Source organism: Pontixanthobacter aestiaquae (assembly GCF_009827455.1).
In the GTDB taxonomy this organism is placed as follows: Bacteria; Pseudomonadota; Alphaproteobacteria; order Sphingomonadales; family Sphingomonadaceae; genus Pontixanthobacter; species Pontixanthobacter aestiaquae.
Genome location: NZ_WTYZ01000001.1, coordinates 586,241 through 607,397 on the forward strand (window position 1 = coordinate 586,241; position 21,157 = coordinate 607,397).

Annotated in this window: 15 protein-coding genes; 10 read left to right on the plus strand and 5 right to left on the minus strand. The window is 57.9% G+C overall.

The features are described 5' to 3' along the window. Positions 1-5: 5 nt before the first annotated feature. The 3 genes from gltB to GRI35_RS02725 all read right to left on the minus strand — a co-directional run bounded on the left by gltB (position 6) and on the right by GRI35_RS02725 (position 8,184). Positions 6-4,658: a glutamate synthase large subunit gene (gene gltB / locus GRI35_RS02715; protein WP_160612656.1), complete on the minus strand. Its 4,653-nt coding sequence runs from the start codon at positions 4,656-4,658 to the stop codon at positions 6-8. A 270-nt stretch (positions 4,659-4,928) separates the two neighbouring features. Beyond that, on the minus strand, positions 4,929-6,917 hold the full coding sequence (locus tag GRI35_RS02720) for a hypothetical protein (RefSeq protein WP_160612658.1): 1,989 nt from the start codon (positions 6,915-6,917) through the stop codon (positions 4,929-4,931). Positions 6,918-6,954: 37 nt separating this feature from the next. After that, the gene (locus GRI35_RS02725) at positions 6,955-8,184 is read right to left on the minus strand and encodes a TIGR04063 family PEP-CTERM/XrtA system glycosyltransferase (protein WP_160612660.1); all 1,230 of its coding nucleotides are present in this window, start codon (positions 8,182-8,184) and stop codon (positions 6,955-6,957) included. A gap of 67 nt (positions 8,185-8,251) precedes the next feature. Here GRI35_RS02725 and GRI35_RS13670 point away from each other — a divergent pair, with 67 nt between their 5' ends. The 6 genes from GRI35_RS13670 to GRI35_RS02750 all read left to right on the plus strand — a co-directional run bounded on the left by GRI35_RS13670 (position 8,252) and on the right by GRI35_RS02750 (position 13,409). Continuing rightward, a complete protein-coding gene (locus GRI35_RS13670; RefSeq protein ID WP_202390490.1) occupies positions 8,252-8,455 on the plus strand; it encodes a hypothetical protein in 204 nt (67 codons plus the stop codon). Then, positions 8,448-9,857 (plus strand): DUF5935 domain-containing protein, encoded by a 1,410-nt coding sequence (locus GRI35_RS02730; protein ID WP_160612662.1) that lies wholly within the window; start codon positions 8,448-8,450, stop codon positions 9,855-9,857. The genes GRI35_RS13670 and GRI35_RS02730 overlap by 8 nt, the downstream gene beginning before the upstream one ends. A 104-nt stretch (positions 9,858-9,961) precedes the next feature. Then, positions 9,962-10,411: a MaoC family dehydratase gene (locus GRI35_RS02735; protein WP_160612664.1), complete on the plus strand. Its 450-nt coding sequence runs from the start codon at positions 9,962-9,964 to the stop codon at positions 10,409-10,411. Between the two features lie 58 nt (positions 10,412-10,469). Continuing rightward, a complete protein-coding gene (locus tag GRI35_RS02740; RefSeq protein ID WP_160612666.1) occupies positions 10,470-11,648 on the plus strand; it encodes an acetyl-CoA C-acyltransferase in 1,179 nt (392 codons plus the stop codon). A gap of 174 nt (positions 11,649-11,822) precedes the next feature. After that, the gene (locus GRI35_RS02745; RefSeq protein WP_160612668.1) at positions 11,823-12,791 is read left to right on the plus strand and encodes an alpha/beta hydrolase; all 969 of its coding nucleotides are present in this window, start codon (positions 11,823-11,825) and stop codon (positions 12,789-12,791) included. A gap of 6 nt (positions 12,792-12,797) precedes the next feature. Further along, the gene (locus GRI35_RS02750; RefSeq protein ID WP_160612670.1) at positions 12,798-13,409 is read left to right on the plus strand and encodes a DUF4126 domain-containing protein; all 612 of its coding nucleotides are present in this window, start codon (positions 12,798-12,800) and stop codon (positions 13,407-13,409) included. 3 nt (positions 13,410-13,412) lie between these two features. Here the strand turns inward: GRI35_RS02750 and GRI35_RS02755 are convergent, their stop codons facing one another. Beyond that, a complete protein-coding gene (locus GRI35_RS02755) occupies positions 13,413-14,645 on the minus strand; it encodes a polyhydroxyalkanoate depolymerase (protein WP_160612672.1) in 1,233 nt (410 codons plus the stop codon). Positions 14,646-14,805: 160 nt separating this feature from the next. Here GRI35_RS02755 and GRI35_RS02760 point away from each other — a divergent pair, with 160 nt between their 5' ends. From GRI35_RS02760 to GRI35_RS02775, 4 genes are all read left to right on the plus strand, one after another. Beyond that, a complete protein-coding gene (locus GRI35_RS02760) occupies positions 14,806-16,659 on the plus strand; it encodes an ABC transporter transmembrane domain-containing protein (protein ID WP_160614714.1) in 1,854 nt (617 codons plus the stop codon). 149 nt (positions 16,660-16,808) lie between these two features. Next, positions 16,809-18,980, plus strand: a complete 2,172-nt coding sequence (locus GRI35_RS02765) for a M13 family metallopeptidase (RefSeq protein ID WP_160612674.1) — start codon at positions 16,809-16,811, stop codon at positions 18,978-18,980. 106 nt (positions 18,981-19,086) lie between these two features. After that, positions 19,087-19,881: an undecaprenyl-diphosphate phosphatase gene (locus tag GRI35_RS02770; RefSeq protein ID WP_160612676.1), complete on the plus strand. Its 795-nt coding sequence runs from the start codon at positions 19,087-19,089 to the stop codon at positions 19,879-19,881. A gap of 105 nt (positions 19,882-19,986) precedes the next feature. Then, entirely contained in the window at positions 19,987-20,250 is a 264-nt protein-coding gene (locus GRI35_RS02775) for a hypothetical protein (protein WP_160612678.1), read from the plus strand. A 6-nt stretch (positions 20,251-20,256) separates the two neighbouring features. On the opposite strand, the gene phhA is transcribed toward GRI35_RS02775, so the two are convergent. Next, positions 20,257-21,147, minus strand: coding sequence for a phenylalanine 4-monooxygenase (gene phhA, locus GRI35_RS02780; RefSeq protein WP_160614715.1), 891 nt, complete (start codon positions 21,145-21,147; stop codon positions 20,257-20,259). Positions 21,148-21,157: the final 10 nt, after the last annotated feature.

Consider the following 21,157-nt stretch of genomic DNA (forward strand, 5'->3'; position numbering starts at 1 on the left):
GATCTTTACTCTGCTGCCACCGTCGCGGCCTCTTCACGCTCGGCCTCTAACTGGCGAAGCGCGCGGGCGTAATCACGCGGCATAACTTTGACGAATTTCGAAAGTGTACCCGCCCAATCATCAAGCATCCGTGTCGCCCGGGCAGAGCCCGTGTGCAGCTTGTGCCGCTCGATCAGGATTTTGAGCCGCTCAGCATCGTGACGCAGCATGTCGCCCATGCCGAAATCATTGACGCTGGTGCCGCGTTGCTTCGGACGGCCGGTGCCGTCCTCGGCATCGGGTTCTGCGGAGACCGGCAGCAGATCGACTTGCGCGAGGTTGCAGCGCTGATCGAAAGTGCCTTTGGGGTCGTAGACATAGGCAACGCCGCCGCTCATGCCCGCCGCGAAGTTCCGGCCTGTACGGCCAAGCACGACGACCGCGCCGCCGGTCATATATTCGCAGCAATGATCGCCGGCACCCTCGACTACGGCAATGGCACCCGAGTTGCGAACAGCGAAACGCTCCCCTGCGACGCCTTCGAAGAACGCTTCGCCTGCGATTGCGCCATAGAGCACGGTGTTGCCAACGATGATGTTCTTGCTTGGATCGCGATCAACATTTTCCGGCTGGCAGACAATAATGCGGCCGCCCGAAAGGCCCTTGCCGACATAGTCATTGGCATCGCCGGTCAGTTTGAGTGTGATTCCGTGCGCGAGCCATGCAGCGAAACTTTGCCCGGCCACACCGGTCAGATTGATGCGTATCGTATCGGGGGCAAGGCCGGCATGACCATGCGCTTTGGCAATTTCACCCGAGAGCATGGTACCCACCGTCCGGTTGACGTTGCGGATCGCCATATCGAATTGGACCGCGTCACCGTTCTGGATAGCAGTCTGGCATCTGGCGATCAGCTCGTTGTCGAGCGCGCCCGCCAAGCCATGATCTTGGGTTTCGGTGTGGAACAACTGTTTGCCTTCATCAAGCTCGACCTGGTGCAGCAGCTTGCCGAGATTGACGCCGCCTGCCTTCCAGTGGCGATTGACGCGCTTGGTATCGATCCGGTCGACGCGGCCGACCATTTCCTCGACAGTGCGGAAACCCATATCAGCCATAATCTGGCGGAGTTCCTCGGCGACGAAGAAGAAGTAATTGATCACATGCTCGGGCGTGCCGGTGAAGCGCTTGCGCAACACTGGATCCTGAGTTGCGACGCCGACCGGGCAGGTGTTGAGATGGCATTTGCGCATCATGATGCATCCTGCTGCGATGAGCGGAGCGGTCGCGAAACCGAATTCGTCCGCGCCAAGCAAGGCACCAATCGCGACATCGCGTCCGGTACGCAGGCCGCCATCGACTTGCACCGCAATCCGGCTACGCAGATCATTGAGCAACAGGGTCTGCTGTGTCTCGGCGAGGCCTATTTCCCACGGGCTGCCAGCGTGTGTCAGCGAGGTCAGCGGTGATGCACCGGTGCCGCCTTCATAGCCTGAAATCGTGACGTGATCGGCTTTACATTTCGAGACCCCCGCCGCGACCGTGCCGACACCGACTTCGGAAACGAGCTTCACTGAGATGCGCGCCTCTGGCTGCACGTTTTTGAGATCGTGGATCAGCTGCGCGAGATCCTCGATCGAATAGATATCATGATGCGGCGGCGGCGAAATCAAACCAACGCCCGGCGTTGCGTGGCGTACCGCGCCGATGACTTTATCGACCTTATGGCCGGGCAGCTGGCCGCCTTCGCCGGGCTTGGCGCCTTGCGCCATCTTGATCTGGATATCGTCCGAATTGACGAGATATTCGGTCGTTACGCCAAAGCGCCCCGATGCTACCTGTTTGATCCGGCTGCGCATCGAATCGCCGTTTTCCATCGGCGTAAAACGGTCGACTTCCTCGCCGCCTTCGCCAGTATTGGAGCGCCCACCAATACGGTTCATGGCCAGCGCTAGTGTTGTATGCGCTTCACGGCTGATCGAGCCATAGCTCATTGCGCCGGTGGAAAAGCGTTTTACGATCTCTACAGCGGGCTCGACCTCGGAAATATCGAGCGGTTGCTCGGCGGATTTGAGTTCCATTAGCCCGCGGATTGTCAGTAAGCGTTCGGATTGCTCATTAACCGATTTGGCAAATTCGTCGTAATTCTTTGGATCGTTGCCGCGCACTGCATGCTGCAGATTGGCGACATTGCCGGGGGTCCATGCATGATCTTCGCCGCGCAGCCGGTATTGGTAGATGCCGCCAACATCGAGCATACCCTTGTACAGCGGGTTATCTCCATAGGCGACTGCATGACGGCGGACCGACTCTTCGGCTACCTGCTGCAGGCCGATCCCTTCAATGGTGGTCGCGGTGCCTTTGAAGAAGCTCTCGACCAGGTCGGAGCAGAGGCCAACCGCATCAAAGATCTGCGCCCCGCAATAGGATTGGTAGGTCGAAATGCCCATTTTCGACATGACTTTGAGAATGCCTTTGCCGACGGCCTTGATGTAGTTGGCTTCGACTTCGGCAGGATCCAGATCGGGCAGGCGTTCGCTGCGCAACCGCTCGATAGTCTCGAACGCGAGATACGGATTGATCGCTTCGGCGCCATAGCCGGCGAGCACGCAATAATGATGCACTTCGCGCGCTTCGCCGGTCTCTACAACGAGTCCGGTCTGCATCCGCAGGCCTTGACGGACAAGGTGATGATGCACGGCTGCCGTCGCCAGCAGGGCAGGCATCGGTACGCGGTCCGGCCCTTGCCCGCGATCTGACAGGACCAGAATATTGTGATCCTGCAGCACGGCTTCGGTTGCCGCCCAGCACATTTCTTTCAGTGCGAGGGCAAGCCCTTCGGCCCCCGTTGATGCATCCCACGTGATATCGATAGTTTCGGTACGAAACGCTCCGTCGAGAGCAGATTCGACCGAGCGGATCTTGGCCAGATCGTCATTGGTCAGGATTGGCTGCGACACCTCGAGGCGTTTGTGCAAACCGGCATCGCGGCCGAGCAGATTGGGGCGCGGACCGACCATCGAGAGCAGGCTCATCACCAATTCTTCGCGGATTGGATCGATCGGCGGATTGGTCACTTGCGCGAAGTTCTGCTTGAAATAGTCGTAGAGCAGGCGGCTTTTGTTGGAGAGTACGGCGAGCGGCGTGTCGGTCCCCATCGAGCCTATCGGATCACCACCGTCGCGCGCCATCGGCTCGAGGAATTTGGAAATGTCTTCCTGCGTGTAGCCGAATGCTTGCTGAGCTTGCAGCAGTGTCGGCGTGTCCTGGTTCTCGTCCTGCGGCAGTTCGGCAAATTCTGGATCGACAACTGTCAGATCTTCGAGCTTATACTGCGCTTGGTCGAGCCATTTGGCATAGGGGTGCGCTTCGGAGAGATCGGCTTTCAGCTCCTCATCCTCGATGATCCTGCCTTCTTCCAGATCGATCAGCAGCATTCGGCCCGGCTGCAAGCGCCATTTGCGCGTGATGTCTTCCTCGGCAAAGGGAAGCACACCGCTTTCCGATGCCAGGCACACAATGTCGTCCTTGGTGACGCAGAAGCGCGCCGGACGCAGGCCGTTGCGGTCCAGCGTGGCGCCGATCTGGCGGCCATCGGTGAAGGCGACTGCTGCGGGGCCATCCCATGGCTCCATCAGCGCCGCGTGATATTCATAAAATGCCCGCCGCGCCGGATCCATCAGCGCGTTCTTGCCCCAAGCTTCGGGCATCAACATCATCATCGCATGGGCGAGGCTGTATCCGCCCGCCAGCAGCAATTCGAGCGCATTGTCGAGGCACGCCGTGTCCGATTGTCCATGCGGGATCAGAGGCCACATCTTGTCGAGATCGGAGCCGAGCAGCTCGCTCTCCATCGTGCGGCGGCGCGCGTTCATCCAGTTCACATTGCCGCGAACGGTGTTGATTTCACCATTATGAGCGATCAGGCGGTAGGGGTGGGCGAGACGCCAGCTCGGGAAGGTGTTGGTGGAGAAGCGTTGATGCACCAGACCGAGCGCGGACACACAATCTTCATCGCGCAGATCATCGTAGAACGAACCAACCTGGTTCGCCAGTAGCAATCCCTTGTACACAATGGTACGGCTGGAGAAGCTCGGGATATAGGTCTTGGTCAGATCGGGCAGGCCATGCTTTTCTGCATGTTTGGCCAGCGGATTGAGCGTCTGCTTGCGGATCACGATCAGTTTGCGCTCGAACGCATCCTGATCAGCGCAATTCTCGCCGCGCGCGATGATACATTGCTGCATAACCGGCATGGTTTCGATGACCGCGTCGCCCAAACCGTCAAGCGTCGTCGGCACATCGCGCCAACCGATAACGGTCTGACCTTCTTTGGTAACGAATTTCTCGAGTTGTTCGGTGACGAAGGCGCGTGCGGCCTCGTCCTGCGGCATAAAGCACATCGCCACGGCATAATCGCCTGGCTGCGGCAGCGTCTTGCCAGCGCCGTCAGCCCATTTCCGGAAGATCGGATCGGGGATCTGCAGCAGGATGCCGGCGCCGTCACCCAATAAAGGGTCCGCACCGACAGCACCGCGGTGGTCGATATTGCCCAGGATCTGGAGCGCTTGGGAAACGATCGAGTGGGATTTCTTGCCTTTGATATGCGCGACCATACCGACGCCGCATGCATCATGTTCATTACGCGGGTCGTACAGCCCCTCTGGCGCAGGGTATCCCATTCATCATCCCATCATGTCAGGTGCCGGATCCCGGGCTCCCACAGCCCGATCCGGCAATGTTCCGCATCTTCACATGCGCAAAGGCACGATAAAGTGTCGCGGCAGACCGTAATGGCGAAATGATATGATTTTTGCAACTGCGAACAGGCAAGATATCGTATGCACGGCTATAGTTTGCCGATGGGTTTGTAACGCTCACAACAAAAGGCCCGCCATTTTCTACCGGCAGGCCTTTTGCGTGACGTTACGGCATGACCGAATGCGCGGTGGTTAGGCCGCGCCGCTCATCCGTTGGAGCTTCTCAAGAGCATCGCGCAGCGCCCGCTCGGTTTCGCCGGGGTTGGCAGGTTCTGCTTGTTTTCCCGGACCACCGGCTGGAGCCTGACCAGGAGCATCAAAGGGGCGAGCTGCTTCTGCCGGAGCCTCCGGAACCGCTTCCAGTACCGGATCGCGAGTCGGGCCGTCCGCAGCCGGCGCCGCGTTGCGCTCCGCACCCGGAAATACAACTGCCGGTTCTGGTGGGCCGTCGAAATTGTCCTCGTCCTCAACGCGAACAAATTCCTGGCCCGAAGCGAACGGACTCTTCATGGCGAGCAGCGAACTGTAGGCAGCGCCTTCTTCCTCTGCTTCCTCGGCCCCTGCGTCGCTGTCGTTCTCAACCGTTTCGCTCGGCGTAGGAGTGAAGGACGGCTTCACCGATCGTATCGACAGGGACAATGCTGGCATGTCGCCCGTGTCATCATCGGCATCGTCCTCGCCAACCGGCCGCATGGCTGCAGGAATTGCTGGCTGGCTGGGTGCCACCGCTGGTGCGGGAGGCGGTGCCGGCGTCGAAGCTTCGGTGGGTACGGATTGCTCGGCTGTATCGTCTTCGTTCAAATTTGCAGGAGCACTGGCAAAGAACTCGGCAACTGCATTTCCCGCATCTTCCGGCTCCGACGGAGCGAATGGCGCGGTCAGAGCTGCTGCATTGCTGCGCTGAAAAACCAGCGGTGCGGTCTCCGCTTCTGTAGAAACCGCGGCTCGTGCATTCGCTTGTGTCTTAGCCTGCATAGCAAGAGCAAAACGCTCAACCAGTTCGACCATTCCCAGCTCATTTAGCGGTTTCGCGCTAAGGTCCTCACCTGCTTCCGTCGCGGCGTTTTCCTCAGAGGCTTCGGCTGCTGATGTGGATGCGGGTGAGTGTGCAGGATCAGGTTCGGAGAATGGTGCGGGAACCGGTGCCTCGACCTCGTCTGGCGCTGCAGGGCGTACTTGGTCCTGCCGCATAAAGCTCGTGGCGGCATTAAACTCATCGACGGTTTCCATTGGCGCGGCAAATTCGCCTGTCAGTTGTGACGGCGGACGGCGGCTCGCCAGCGGGTTGTAAACCTGCGGCACTGCTGGAGAAGGTTCGCTTTGATCAGCTGGCAGCGAATCGGTATTTGTCGGGTTCGATTGATCGGTCATAGTTCCGAGTTCCTCTCGCAGTTCGGCAAGCGGGTCTTGCGATTCTTGCGGCGCATTATATTCGGGTTCGATTGCGTTGAGCGATTGCGCGTTTGGAGTTTCGATTTCGTCAACAAGCGATGGTTCTTCGGGGGCTATCAGTTCGTCATTGACGGGATACAGCCCCGCTTCGGCAAGTTCGGCCAGTTCGAGCGGTGCTTCGCTGGCATTTTGAGTTTCGTCAGCGATACCATTTTCAACAACGCTCTCGTCGGCCTGTTCAACCATCGCGGAACCACCTGGCAGCGGTGCCGCTTCAAGATATTCGCTGGGGCCGCTATCATCGGTCACGGCCAGTGCGCGGCGCTTGCCGGAGTAAGTGCGTTCGGATGATGCGGGCTTTGCGATCGGTCCGTCGAGCCCTGCAGTACCCAGTTCTTCATGAGCTGAAATTGGTTTTTTAATATCGGAGCGTGCACTGTCATCGGCACAACCTCTTCCGAGAACACTGCGTCCCGGTGCTTCGCTGCCCTGTGCCGCTGCGACCTTGCGCGCGATCAGCAGGCCTGCTGCAGCGCCACCCACCGCAGCAACCAGCGCGATCAATATGCGTGCCGTCGCGCCCAATGGCGGTTGTGCGGCTGGAATTGCAGGAGAGATGCCTGTGGCCGTGACTGCTGTTTCGAAGAGAGCCACGGGCAATACGAGGCTGCCGATTCCAAGCAGAGCAGCAAACCAGAGCGCCACCACAACCGGAAAATACGGATGCGAGCTAATCGGTGCGCCGCTGGGCACCTTACCGCTCTTATCTGTCTTTTTGTTACCAAACATCCGTTAGTCCTGCTGCCTTGCGGGAAGGCCGCTGTGCCTAGGCGGCAGCAGTCAAATCCCCATTAGGAGCACGAGCTAGCAAATGATGGTAAACAGATTGATAACGATAAATATTCTGCGCCCAATCATGATTGGCCTCAACGTGATCACGTGCGCGCTCTTTCATTGTCGGCCAATCTCCGCGATTGTCGATCAGATCAGATAGAGCAGTGGCAATGCCTTGCGGATTGTCGGCAGGCATCAACACGCCGCTAACCCCGTCTGCGATCAGTTCGCGGTGTCCCCCGACATCGGAAGCAGCAACAATGCGGCGCTGCGCCATTGCTTCTAGCGGTTTGAGCGGGGTGACCAGATCGGTCAGACGGCTGCGTTTGCGCGGATAGGCAAGCACGTCGATCAGCGAATAATAGCGCTCCACTTCGGAATGCGGCACGCGCCCGGTGAAGTGGATGGCGCGGGCCGCTGGTGATGCCGCTGCCTGTACGCGCAAGGCGTCATCGCAAGGGCCACCGCCAACGAGCAGCAGCTGCGTTCCCGGTTGTTTGTTCTGCAGTGCCGGCATCGCAGCGATCAGATCGTCGAGTCCCTCATAATCGTAGAAACTGCCGATAAAGCCGATAACCGGTGGCTCGTTCAGTCCCAGACCCTCAGCAAGCGCATCATCACGAGCCGGCGGATCGCCAAACAATGCCAGGTCTACGCCATTGGGTGAAACACCGATCTTGCCGCCATTGAAGCCGCGCTCGATCAAATCATTGCGCAGGCCTTCGCAGATAGTGAAAACCGCATCGGCTCCGGCAATAACGCGGTTTTCAAGAGCGCGCGTCATTCGGTATTTGAGCGAGCCTTCACTGCCGGTCCCATTGCCGACAGCAGCATCTTCCCAAAACGCACGGATTTCATAAACCAGCGGAATGTTCAGCGCTTTGGAAGCCTTGAGCGCGGCATGGCCGCACAAAGCTGGTGAGTGAGCGTGCAAAATATCGGGACGCCATTCCGTGCAAACGCGCTCGATCGCTTTGGCGAGTGCGCTAATTTCACGCCATTCGCGCACGCCAACCGGTCCGTCAGCTTCGCCGGGCGTGCGATGAAAGGTTAAACCATCGGCCTGTTCACTCGCCGGACCGTCCGCCGCATGGCGTTGGCCGGTAATCCCGCGCACTTCCATTCCCGCGGCCTGCTGGCTCTTCAGGATGGCGCGTGTGCGGAAGGTGTAGCCGCTATGAAGCGGCAGCGAATGGTCGAGAACGTGCAATATCCGGGTCATCGCCTATCGCATTAGCGCGGTAAACTTAACGGGCCGTCAACCAACCGCCGCTAAGGCGCGCGGTACCGTGATTGACTATTTCGCCCTCGCTTTGACGCATGGATTGATCCTGCTTGCGCTGATCCGCATCGCGGGCAAGGCGGAGCTCGACCGCGAGCCGGAGCTGGATGTCGATCGCGGCAAGCGCCGCCAATATCGTGAGCGGCATCAGGGCGATGCAGGGGTCACAGGGCAGTCGGAACACCAGTCAGACGGAGCGCGCGATGCTTGATCTCGCACTTGCTGGCTTCATCGCATTGGTCATGGCCATCGGCTTTCGCAGACCGTTCGTCTGGGTGCTGGCCTATCTCTATGTCGACATTCTGGCACCGGGTAAAATGGGCTACACCATTATGCCCGCCATCCAGATATCGCTGATTACGTTTCTTGCAGCCTTTGCCGGCTGGATGCTCGCCGACCCGAAGAAAGGCGCGCGTTTTACTTTGCGCCAAGGCATCATGGTTGTGCTGTTATTCTATTGCTGGTGGACGACATCCAACGCCGACTTCCCCGAATTCGCCGCGACCAAATGGGAATGGGTGTGGAAGGCATTGTTTTTTGCGATTTTCCTGCCGCTAACGATCACCACGAAGTTGCGGCTGGAAAGCGCGCTGCTGGTCATGCTGCTCAGCGTGGCCGCGATTGTGATCAGTGCGGGCATCAAGATTGTGCTTGGTGGTGGCGGTTATGAAAACAACCTGTTCTTCGTGAACGACAATAGCGGGATTTACGAAAGCTCGACGCTGGCCACAGTGGCGATCTGTAGCATTCCGATTGTCATCTGGTTCACCAAATATGGCACGATTTTCAAGCCCGATTGGCGCGTGAAACTGTTCGCTGCGGCTTTGATCTTCGCGTGCTTCCTGATCCCCGTTGGTACAGAGGCGCGGACCGGCCTTGTCTGCATCGCAGTGCTGATGGTGCTGGCGCTGCGCGATGTGAAACGGCGCCTGACCTTTATCGTTGCGGGAGCGACCATAGTGTTTGTCGCGTTGCCGTTCCTGCCACAAAGCTATTACGAGCGGATGGCGACGTTGGGCAGCACCGATGGTGACGAATCTGCGTCGACCCGCCTCGCGGTGTGGGGCTGGACTTTTGATTATGCGAACGAGAACCCCACCGGCGGCGGCTTCGATGCCTTCCGCGGCAATAGCTTCACTTACAACATGCCGATCCGCGAGGAACAGGGTAACACCATGGCGGTCGAATATCGCGAGGTGACCGATGAGGGCCGGGCCTATCACTCTGCAGTGTTCGAGATGCTGGGCGAGCAAGGCTGGCCTGGGCTGTTTATCTGGCTGTGGCTGCACGCACTAGGCCTGTGGCAGATGGAACGCATCCGCCGTAAATGGCGCAAGAAACAGGGCAATGGCGAGGGAGAAGGCGAAGAATGGGTCGCTCCGCTCGCGACCGCTCTCCAATATGCGCAAATCATCTATCTCGTCGGCTCGCTGTTCCAGGGAATTGCATATCAGCCTTACGTCCTGATGCTGATCGGCCTGCAATGCGCACTGTGGACCTATTCCAAGCGGCTCCATGCGGTCGCGGCCGAAAAGGCGCGTGAATCGAAGGTGCGCGAATCAGACACAAACACCAAACCGATGCTGGGCTCTCCCTCTCCGGCCCACGTTTAGGCAATGCCGTAACGTCACGTTGACGTTAACGGAAACCTCGTTGCGCTAGGCTCCGATATGCTCCATGGTGCAGTGCAAGATAACGCATCACCATGGAGAGAAACATGACACCGCAGGATATCGCAGCCAAAGTCGGCGAAGTTATCGGCACCAGCGAATGGGCCGAAATGAGCCAGGAACGGATCAACCAGTTTGCCGATGCAACGGGCGATCACCAGTTCATTCACATCAATGAAGAAGCCGCCAAGATGACGCCATTCGGCGGAACCATCGCGCACGGTTTTCTTACCCTGTCGATGATCCCCTATCTCTCTGCCGAATCCGACATGCCGCGCATGGAAGGCATCAAAATGGGCGTGAACTACGGCGGAAACAAAACCCGTTTCATCGCTCCTGTCCGCAGCGGAAAACGTATCAGAGGCCATTGGAAGCTGACCGAAATGGTCGAGAAACGTCCGGGCCAATGGCAGCAGACTTGCGAGATTACCATCGAGATCGAGGGCGAGGACAAGCCCGCTCTGATCACAGAATGGATCACCATGTTCTTCGTCTAATTTCCAATCCCCTTCCCCCGGGAAATAGATCGAGTCACTTTCACATAAGGAGTTCGCCATGCGCGACGCAGTAATCGTATCCACCGCCCGTACCGGTATGGGCAAAGCCTATAAGGGCGCTTTTAACTCGACACCGGGCGCAACGCTCGGTGCTTATGCACTTAAGCCCGCTATCGAGCGCGCCGGCATCGAAGCCGGCGAGATTGACGACGTATTGTGGGGCGCTGCTCTTCAGCAGGGCGCACAGGCGGGTAATCTTGGCCGTCAGGTCGCTCTGCGTGCAGGTTGCCCTATTGAAGTGTCGGGCATGACGATTGACCGTCAGTGCTCTTCGGGCCTGATGACCATCGCAACCGCTGCCAAACAAGTCATCACCGACCGCATGGATATTGTGGCCGCGGGTGGTCAGGAATCGATCAGCCTGGTGCAAACGCCTGAAATGCGTGTGATGCCCGATCCTGAACTGATGGCAATGCACGGCGCTGTCTATATGCCGATGCTGCAAACTGCTGAAACTGTGGCCCAGCGTTACAACATCAGCCGCGAAGCGCAGGACGAGTACGCCCTGCAATCGCAGCAACGCACCGCCGCTGCTCAGGAAGCGGGCATCTTTGACGACGAGATCGTTTCGGTCAGCACCACGCATAAGGTGAAAGACAAAGAAACCGGCGAAATTTCCGATGCCGACGTCACCATTGCCAAGGATGAAGGCAATCGTCCTTCGACGACTCTTGAAGGCCTCCAGTCGCTGCAGCCGGTTCTTGGCCCCAACACCACGATCACTGCGGGTAACGCATCGCAGCTGTCAGACGGATCTGCTGCTGTCATCGTGATGGAAGCGAAGGAAGCCGAAAAGCGCGGCCTCCAGCCACTCGGCCGCTATGTCGGTATGGCTGTTGCCGGTACAGAGCCCGACGAAATGGGGATTGGCCCAGTCTATGCGATCCCGAAATTGCTCAAGCGTTTCGACCTGACGGTAGACGATATCGATCTGTGGGAATTGAACGAAGCATTCGCCGTTCAGGTTCTCTACTGCCGCGACAAATTGGGCATCGATAATGACAAGCTCAACGTGAACGGCGGCTCGATCTCGATTGGCCACCCCTACGGCATGACCGGTGCACGCTGCGTCGGCCACATCCTGCGCGAAGGCCAACGCCGCAAAGCCAAATATGGCGTCGTCACCATGTGCGTCGGTGGCGGCATGGGCGCAGCCGGCCTGTTCGAGATTTTCTAGACTCCTAGACAATGTCGTGAATGACTGAAGCGGCGATCGGGATGCCGGTCGCCGCTTTTCGTTGTTCTTGGTCGAACAACTTACGGGGTTCGATCAAATACATCGGCGCGCCGTGGGATTGGCTAGAATTTCAGTCCGACCTCCAAGCACGAAGCGTTGACAAAGGAAAAGAGCATGATGTTGAGATCATTTGCAAAATTCGGATTACTCTTGCTGGCCGTTGCCACAATGCCTGCACATGCCAACCCACAATTGGCCTACATCGAAGGCGCGCGCGCCAACATGGAAGTCTTGCGCACCGAGCGGATTCGCAGCGAGCAATTCAATTACGACCATGCCGTAACAATCGCATTGCCTGCCAGTTACACCGTGCAGCCGGAACGGACTTATCCCGTATTATGGGTATTGGACGATCCACTCATGACTCGCATGGCAATATCGACCGTCGACCTGCTGGTTGGTGGCAACATGATGCCGGAAGTTATCGTGATCGGGGTAGGAAGCCCGAGCGAGGAAGGGTTGGCTGGCGTCGGCAAGCGAATAGTGGAGTTTTCGCCTCCAGGAGACGGCTTCGCGCCATCCGGGCTCGCAGCGGAAGAAATGGCGAAGGTTGCGCCCTTTCCGCCTTATCCGCATCGAGCAGATGATTTTCTCGCCTTCCTGATCGACGACCTGCGGCCGAGGCTGGCCGACCGCTATCGCTTTTCAGGTGAGCATATCCTGCACGGACATTCATTGGGGGGAATGTTGGGTGGCTACGCCCTGTTCACCCGCCCGGACGCGTTCAACAAGATGATTTTGGGCAGCCCAGCGATGGCCAATGTCGATGATGCCGTTTTCAAAGCGGAAGAGGCTTTTGCAAGGGGCGATTCTACGACACTTCCGGTTTCGATCTACGTTGGAGCGGGCGGCGCCGAGGGGAATGAGTGGTTTCTGTCGGCAAGCAATATCCTTTCGGGAACAGCGCGGTTTGTGGACCGCTTACAACTGCGGGGATATGACGGCCTGGAAATCCAGAGCGAGTTCTACACTGGGGAGGATCATTACTCGGTCGCGCCGCGTGTGCTATTGGATGGATTACGGCACTTATATCGTAAAGAGGCTGCCGAAATTGGATCCTCTTGGCCGCAACGACCAGAATAGGATTGTATGGGTATTATCGAAATTCTCGGGATTGCGGGCAGTGTAAGCCTGCTTGCGGGTTGGCGGCTGTATTTGTGCGTGTTCGCCACCGGACTGGCGATGCGATTTGATGCCATTCCTGTTCCCGAACATCTCGCCAGTCTGGCAGTGCTCGAAAACCCGTGGGTGATGGGCATTGCGGCGATTGGCGCGCTGGCAGAGTTCTTTGCCGACAAGGTGATGTGGCTCGACAGTATCTGGGACACGGTCCACACGCTGCTGCGTCCCGTAGGCGGCGCGCTGCTTGCGCTTGCGATTGTCGACCCTTCGGACCCCGCGATGCAGGTCATCGCGTTCCTGCTCGGCGGCGGGGCCTCGCTGGCGGCACATGGCGGCAAGGCCGGCGCGCGGGCGGTGGTGAATACCAGCCCTGAGCCTGTGACCAATGTGGCTGTGTCGACTGCCGAGGATGTGGCGACAGCAGGCATGCTTTATGCTGTTTATGAATATCCGTATTGGGCAGGCGGCATCGCGCTGGTTCTGCTGGCGCTGACTGTGTGGCTGCTGATGCTCGCGCGGCGGATCATCAAACAGATTTTCAGCTTCGGCAAAACGCCGAAAGAGCTGCCGCCGGAATAGTCGCTAGCCATGCTCGGCGATGAATTCTTCAACCGTCGGAGCAACTTTGTCGCGCCATTTGCTGCCGTTGAAGATGCCGTAATGCCCCGCGCCTTCGGCCATATAGTAGCGCTTCTTTTTATCACTGAGCTTGTCGGCCAGTTTGAGAGCAGCCTTGGTCTGGCCGAGGCCTGAAATGTCGTCCCGCTCTCCCTCGATGGCGAGGATTGCTGTGTCAGTAATTTCGTGCAGATCGACCACTTTGCCGCGATGGACGAAAGTACCATTCGGGATCGAGTGTTTCTGGAACACTTCTTCGACGGTCTGGAGATAGAATTCCGCTGTCATGTCGCAGACAGAGCGGTACTCGTCGTAGAAATCCTTCGTCGCTTGCGCGCTGTCCCGGGACTTGGCGTCATCGCCTTTGTTGAGGTGTTTGAACATCTCGTAATGGCTCAGCATATGGCTGCCGAGGTTCATGCTCATAAAGCCTGCAAGCTGGAGGAAGCCGGGATATACTTTGCGGCCCGCGCCTCTGTACGTCATCGGCACCGTGGCAATCACCGTCTCGCGGAACCACGCAATCGGGCGCTTCATTGCCAGATCATTGACCGTTGTCGGGGATTCGCGCGTGTCGATCGGGCCGCCCATCATGGTGAGCGTCTTGGGCGCGCAGGGGTGTGTGTCACGGTTCATGATCGCCGTGGCGGCAAAGGCCGGAACTGACGGCTGGCACACCGCCATCATATGCGCGTCCGGACCAATATGCTCCATAAACTCGATCAGATAGTCGATGTAATCGTCCAGATCGAACTTGCCTGCGCTTTGCGGCACCAGCTTCGCATCGGCCCAATCGGTAATGTAAACTTCGCAGCTTTCGACCATCCGCTCGACCGTACCGCGCAGCAGCGTGGCGTAATGCCCGCTCATCGGCGCGACGATCAGCAGTTTCGGTGCGTCCTTGGGCAGATCATCGCGAAAGAAATGCAGCAGATCGCCGAACGGCTTGGTCATCACCCGCGTTTCAGTGACCGAGAAGGCATTGCCGTCCACAATCACCGCTTCGATACCGAAATCGGGCTTGCCATAGGGCGCCGAGGCGTGGGCAAAGACTTCCAATGCCGAGGCCATGCGCGGACCCATGCCGAGATAGCCCATCGGCAGAGCGGGATTTGCTAGCATTTCTGCTCCGACGGTGGCCCATGCGCTCGCGCTGGACAGCCATGCGCGCTGCATTTCATAAGCGGTATAAAGCAATTGGAATTCCCTGCGACATTTGGTCGAGACCTCTCGGGCCCTTCATTGTGCAGTGCAGCATGGAGGCAAATCGCCTGTAACGCAAACAATGATTGCGAAATGCCACGGAAAAGAGCTGCGTACGGTAGATTTTGCCCGCCAGCGTCCCTATTTCGAGGCTATGGACGCGGATCAGACTTCCCTAGAGATTACCGAAACCCCTGCGAAACGCTCTTTATTTGGGCGCAATACAGCAAAGCCGACGAACGGTCCCAAACCGGCCAAAAATCTTGGCCCGCTCAAAATGATTTGGGTTGAGGCGATCAAATATCCCGGGAAAGTCCTGTTGGCCTTTATCGCGCTGGTTATCACAGCTGCGGCAACACTCGCGATACCCGCGGGTCTGAAATTTATCGTTGATTATGGCTTTGCGTCTGGCGGCGATCCCGAACAGATCGGGCGGTGGTTCCGGTACTTGCTGATGATTGTAACAGTGTTGGCGGCAGGCACGGCACTGCGTTTCTATTTCGTCAGCTGGCTCGGGGAGCGCGTCGTGGCGGATATCAGGGCTAAGGTTCAGGACAATCTGATGCGTCTCGCCCCCGGCTTTTATGAAGAAAACAGCCCGAGCGAAATCGCCAGCCGCATGACGGCCGATACCACGCTGATCCAAACGGTGGTGGGCACAACGGTATCGGTCGCGTTGCGCAATATATTGATGGTTTTCGGCGGAACGGCTGTCCTGTTCTGGCTCGCGCCGCGGCTGACGATGGGTCTGCTCGTGGCGATACCGCTGGTCATGGTGCCGATCATGATCTTTAGTCGCCGAATACGGAATATTTCGCGGTCGAGCCAAGACCGTGTGGCCGATATTGGTTCAATGGTGTCCGAGACACTCGGCTCGATGAAAGTTGTGCAGGCGTTCAACCAAGAGAAGCGCGAAAGTGTGCGTTTTGCAAAGGCTGTGGAAGCCACATTCGATGTTGCGAAGAAACGTATCCTGCTGCGCTCGGCCCTCACAGCCATCATCATACTGTTCATTTTCGGTTCGATCGTAATCGTCATGTGGCAGGGCGCGATTGGAGTCACCACAGGCTCGATCAGTGGCGGTACGATATTGGCATTTGTAATTGCCGGGGGGCTCGTCGCAGGCGCTTTTGGCGCGCTGACCGAAGTCTATGGCGAGCTGCTGCGCGGTGCCGGTGCGGCCAGCCGCCTCAACGAATTGCTCAACGAGAAACCGACTATTGCTGCGCCTGAGCGTCCGCAAGCTTTGCCGGAACCACCGCGCGGCGGCCTGTCATTCCGCAATGTGACCTTCCGCTACCCGACACGGCTGGAAACGGCGGCGCTCAAGGATTTCAGCTTAGAGGTCGAGCCGGGCGAGACAGTCGCGATTGTCGGTCCATCGGGCGGCGGTAAATCCACGATTTTCCAGCTGGTCGAGCGCTTCTACGACCCTCAGGCTGGTTCAATCCGTATCGACGGCGTTCCTCTGACCAGTGCCGATCCCGCCGAAATCCGCAAACGCACCGCGTTGGTCCCGCAAGAGGGTACGCTGTTCTCTGCCAATGCGCGTGACAATCTGCGCTATGGCCAGTGGTCAGCAAGCGACGAGGATATCTGGGAAGCAGCCCGCGCCGCCAATGCCGAATCGTTCCTGCGCGATTTGCCACAAGGCCTCGACACTTATTTGGGCGAAAGCGGCACACGCCTTTCCGGCGGTCAGAAGCAGCGTATCGCGATTGCGCGCGCGCTGCTTCGCGACTCGCCCATTCTGCTGCTCGATGAAGCCACCAGCGCGCTCGATGCCGAGAGCGAACAATTGGTGCAGCAAGCGCTCGACCGGTTGATGCAGAGCCGCACCACGCTGGTGATCGCGCACCGCTTGGCAACAGTCCGATCCGCTGACCGGATTATTGTGCTGGAAGAGGGGCAAATTGTCGAGCAAGGCACACATGTGGAATTGGCCGATGCGGGCGGTCTTTATAGCCGTCTCGCCGCGCTACAATTTGGCACGCATGAAGCAGCATAATCGCGCGCATTGCCTTGCCGAATGGCTGCCTTTTCGACAAAGTTACATTTGAAACCGATGAAGGGCGGCACTGTGCGGTGCTGGTCTTTATGATATCATGGCCGCACTCCCTGCCAACAGGGACCCCGCGCAATGGGAGCACAACTATTATGATCCGGACTATTCTTATCGCTGGCGCCAGCGCCTTGGCGCTTTCCGCCGCTGCGCCCGCTTTGGCGCATGAACCCCATGCAAAAGGCATCGAACGTCTTACCGAGGAGGATTCGGCTGCCGAAGACGAAGTCGCCATGCCAACTATGAGTTTTGGTGAATGGGGCGTCGATCCGGACCTGCTTTCGCAAGACATCGACCCGGGTGATGACTTTTTCGCTTACGCGAACCAGAAATGGCTTGATGCCAACCCTCTGCCGCCTGAGTTTTCCCGCTTTGGCGCTTTCACGCTGCTGGGCGAGAAATCGACCTCCGACGTTAAGGCGCTGGTCGATGAGTTGGCTGCCAAAGACGCCGCTACGCTGACCAGCGATGAAAAACGCATTGTCGATGCCTACAACGCCTATCTCGATACCGATGCAATCGATGCGGCAGACCTCGCGCCGGCGCTGCCCTATCTGAACAGCATTGCGAGTGTGACATCGCTTGATGGTCTTGCGCGGCTGTGGAGCAGCGCAGCCTATCCGGCGCCGATTGGTGGTTTCGTCAATGTCGATGCCAAACAATCGGACCAATATGCAGCCTATCTCGGGACAGGCGGTCTCGGCTTGCCTGATCGCGATTATTACACCGACACCAGTGAAAAAGGCCTCGAGATTAAGAAGGCCTATATCGACTATCTGACATTCCTGATGACCGAAGCTGGCTATGCTGATCCGGCTGCGGCGGCGATAGCTGTCTATGGCTTTGAGGATCGCCTTGCGCGCGAAGTCATCTGGGATCGCACAGTCAGCCGCAACCGCGATCTGACCTACAACCCGCTCACCCGCGAAGAGTTGATCGAGATTGCAGGCGATTTTCCTGTTGCCACAATGCTGGAACTGACCGGCTTTGATGCATCGCCCAAATTCATCGTCGGTCCGATGCCGCCGACCGAAGAGGAAATCAAAGAGCTGGAGTTGACCGAAGACACGCTCTCCAAGATCGGCACCGGCCTTCCTGGCATGTTCGACGTGATTGGCGAGACACCGCTGGCGACTTTGCAAGCGTGGACGATCAAGAGCTTCCTGTCGAACAATGCCAGTGTTCTGCCGAGCCGGTTCGACGAAGCGAGTTTCGCGTTTTACGGTAAATTGCTGCGCGGCACGCCAGAACAGCGCCCGCGCTGGAAACGTGCCATTTCGGCAACCGAGAATGCGCTGGGCGAACTGGTCGGCAAATCCTATGTCGAGCGCTATTTCCCGCCTGAAAACAAAGCGGCGATGGACGAGCTCGTTGCCAATTTGCGTACTGCGATGGCGCAAAGCATCGATGAAATCGACTGGATGAGCGACGCTACCAAAGTAGAGGCACGTGCCAAGCTTGCGACATTCGACCCCAAGATCGGTTATCGCGACAATCTGGAAACCTATGATGATCTCGCTATTTCGGGAAGCGACCCGCTGGCGAATGCGTTGGCGGCGAATGAATGGCAGTTCAAAGACAATGTCGCCAATCTGGGGCAACCGATCGACCGCACCGAGTGGTTTATGCTGCCGCAGACGGTCAATGCCTATTACAATCCCACGAAGAACGAGATCGTGTTCCCGGCTGCTATTCTGCAGCAACCCTTCTTTGGCATCAACGCCGATCCGGCGGTCAATTACGGTGCCATCGGCGGCGTGATCGGCCATGAAATCGGGCATGGTTTCGACGATCAGGGTTCCAAATCCGACGGTAAAGGCGAGCTTCGCAATTGGTGGACCGATGCCGACCGAGAGGCCTTCGACAAGCGCGGTGACAATCTGGCCGCACAATATGACAAGTTTTGCCCGCTTGATGACGGTGAAACCTGCCTCAACGGCCGTTTGACCTTAGGCGAGAACCTCGGCGATGTCGGCGGGCTTAGCCTCGCCTACCGTGCCTATAAGATTGCCACGGCGGGACAGGATGTTCCGGTGATCGATGGCCTGACCGGCGACCAGCGCTTCTTCCTGGGGTGGGCGCAGGTTTGGCGGGCGCAAAACCGCGAAGAAAATATCCGCCAGCGTCTGCGCGTCGGCCCTCACAGTATCGAGACTTACCGCGTCAATGGTGTCGTGCGCCAGATGGATGCTTGGTATGAAGCGTTCGGCGTCACGCCCGACCATGACATGTATATCCCGCCGGAGCAGCGCGTCCGCGTCTGGTAATCATTGTTACCTGCTTGCCTCTTGGCAGCGGAAAAGCCATGGGACGAGCCGGGTTGCGATCGTGCAATCCGGCTCTTTCATTGTGTATCCGGGATTTGGCCAAACCATGACATTGTTTCAGCAAGTGTTGATTGCCATCGTTCAAGGCATCACCGAGTTTTTGCCGATATCGTCGTCAGGCCATTTGATCCTGATTCCTTACCTGACCGACCTGCCCGATCAGGGGCCGCTAATTGATGTGGCGGTGCATATTGGCTCGTTGCTGGCGATTATCATCTATTTTCGCAAAGACGTGATGGGGCTTGCGCGTGGCGGCTTTGCGACTGTCGGGATTGGGAGTGATCCCGAGCAGCGCAAACTGTTCCTATGGGTGCTGGCTGGTACTGTTCCGGCCGTCGCAGCCGGGCTGTTCCTGAAAATGGGCGGCTATATGGAGGGGTTTCGTACAACCGATCTGGTTGCGATCAATCTGATTATATTCGGCCTTTTGCTCGGTGCGGCGGACTATTGGGGTAAGCAAACCAAAAGCTATGAAGATCTGACATTGCGCGATGCCATTCTGGTTGGGATCGCACAGGCGATGGCGCTGATACCGGGCACCAGCCGTTCCGGCGCGACGATGACGGCTGCGCGGGCACTCGGCTATTCGCGGTTCGAGGCGGCCCGGTTCTCCTTCCTGCTCGCTATACCGGCAGTCGCGGGTGCGGGCTTGCTGGCTGCTTTTGACCTGGCAGAATTGTCGGCGCAGATGCAAATTGATGCGCTCGTCACCGGTGTGTTCACTTTCGTGGCTGCGCTGCTGACAATGGTATTCCTGATGAATTTCCTGCGCAAAGCATCAATGCTGGTGTTTGTGGTGTACCGTGTGCTGCTCGGCTGCGCGTTATTGGCGATTTTCTGACAAAACTCACTATGCTTATCCGGCGCATGAGGGTTGCGTATCTTCGTCTGCGGGAACCAATTGCGCTTCCTTTACGTTGCTTTACTATAACGTAATTCGGAATTTATGATGGGTTTGGTAATTCTTCTCGCCGTCGGGGCTATCCTCGGCTGGCTCTCTTCGATTGTTCTCGCTGTGCACAATGGCCGTGCTACCGCAGTCTACGTTGCTGCGAGCATAGCTGGCGCATTGGCGGCCGGGCTCAGCGTTGCGCCTTCTTCGCTGATTGAAGCGATCGCGCCCGTAAGCGTGCTGTTTGGCGCGTTGGGCGCAGTTATCGCTCTCGTGCTTACGCACCTCGTGCGCGAGCAATTACCCGATAACTATTAAAGCGAGTTAGACCGCTTTCGCACCGCTCCCGCGCCCGCCGCGCAGCAGATATTCCTGGGTGCCGCGATGCAAGACATTATCGACATCGATCACCGCCGAATTGGCATAGGTGAATGCTGGTGAAAGATTGCGATATAGCCGATCGAAATCACGTTCGACGGTTTGCCGGTACAGATCCTCAAAACTCTCGATGACGAAATAGGTCGGCTGCAAATCGCTGATCACATAATCGGTTCGCATAACCCGGTCGACGTTAAGCATGATCCGGTTGGGGCTCTCCGCCCTGACCGAAAAAACTGCCTCGGTCGGGCCTGATAGAATGCCTGCGCCGTAGGCGCGGATTTCGTCGCCCTCCACCATCAAGCCGAACTCGACTGTATACCAGTAAAGTGCGCCCAGCGCTTTGAGCCGGTTGTACCGCATCGCTTTCCAACCTGCTTTCCCATATTCCTGCATATAATCGGCATAGGTCGGGTCGGTCAGCATCGGCACATGACCGAACACATCGTGGAACACGTCGGGTTCCTGAATGTAATCAAAAGTTTCGCGCGTGCGGATAAAGTTGCCGGCGGGAAAACGGCGATTGGCGAGATGCCAGAAAAATACGTGATCGGGGATCAGCATGGGCACAGGGACCACGCTCCAGCCTGTCAGCCCATCCAGTTCTTCGCTGATCCGGCCAAAATCGGGGACCCCGCCTTTGCCCAGATCGAGCTTTTCGGTGCCTTGCATAAAGGCGCTTGCAGCTAGGCCAGGCAGGACATCCATCTGGCGACTGAACAGATCGTCCCAGATCGCGTCCTGGTCGCGGTCATAGGTCGCTTGCTGCGGTTCAAGCCAATCGTCGCCCAAATGTTCGGGTTTTTTCAGCGGTGCGGTAAAGACATCTGCCGGCATCTCGGGCAGC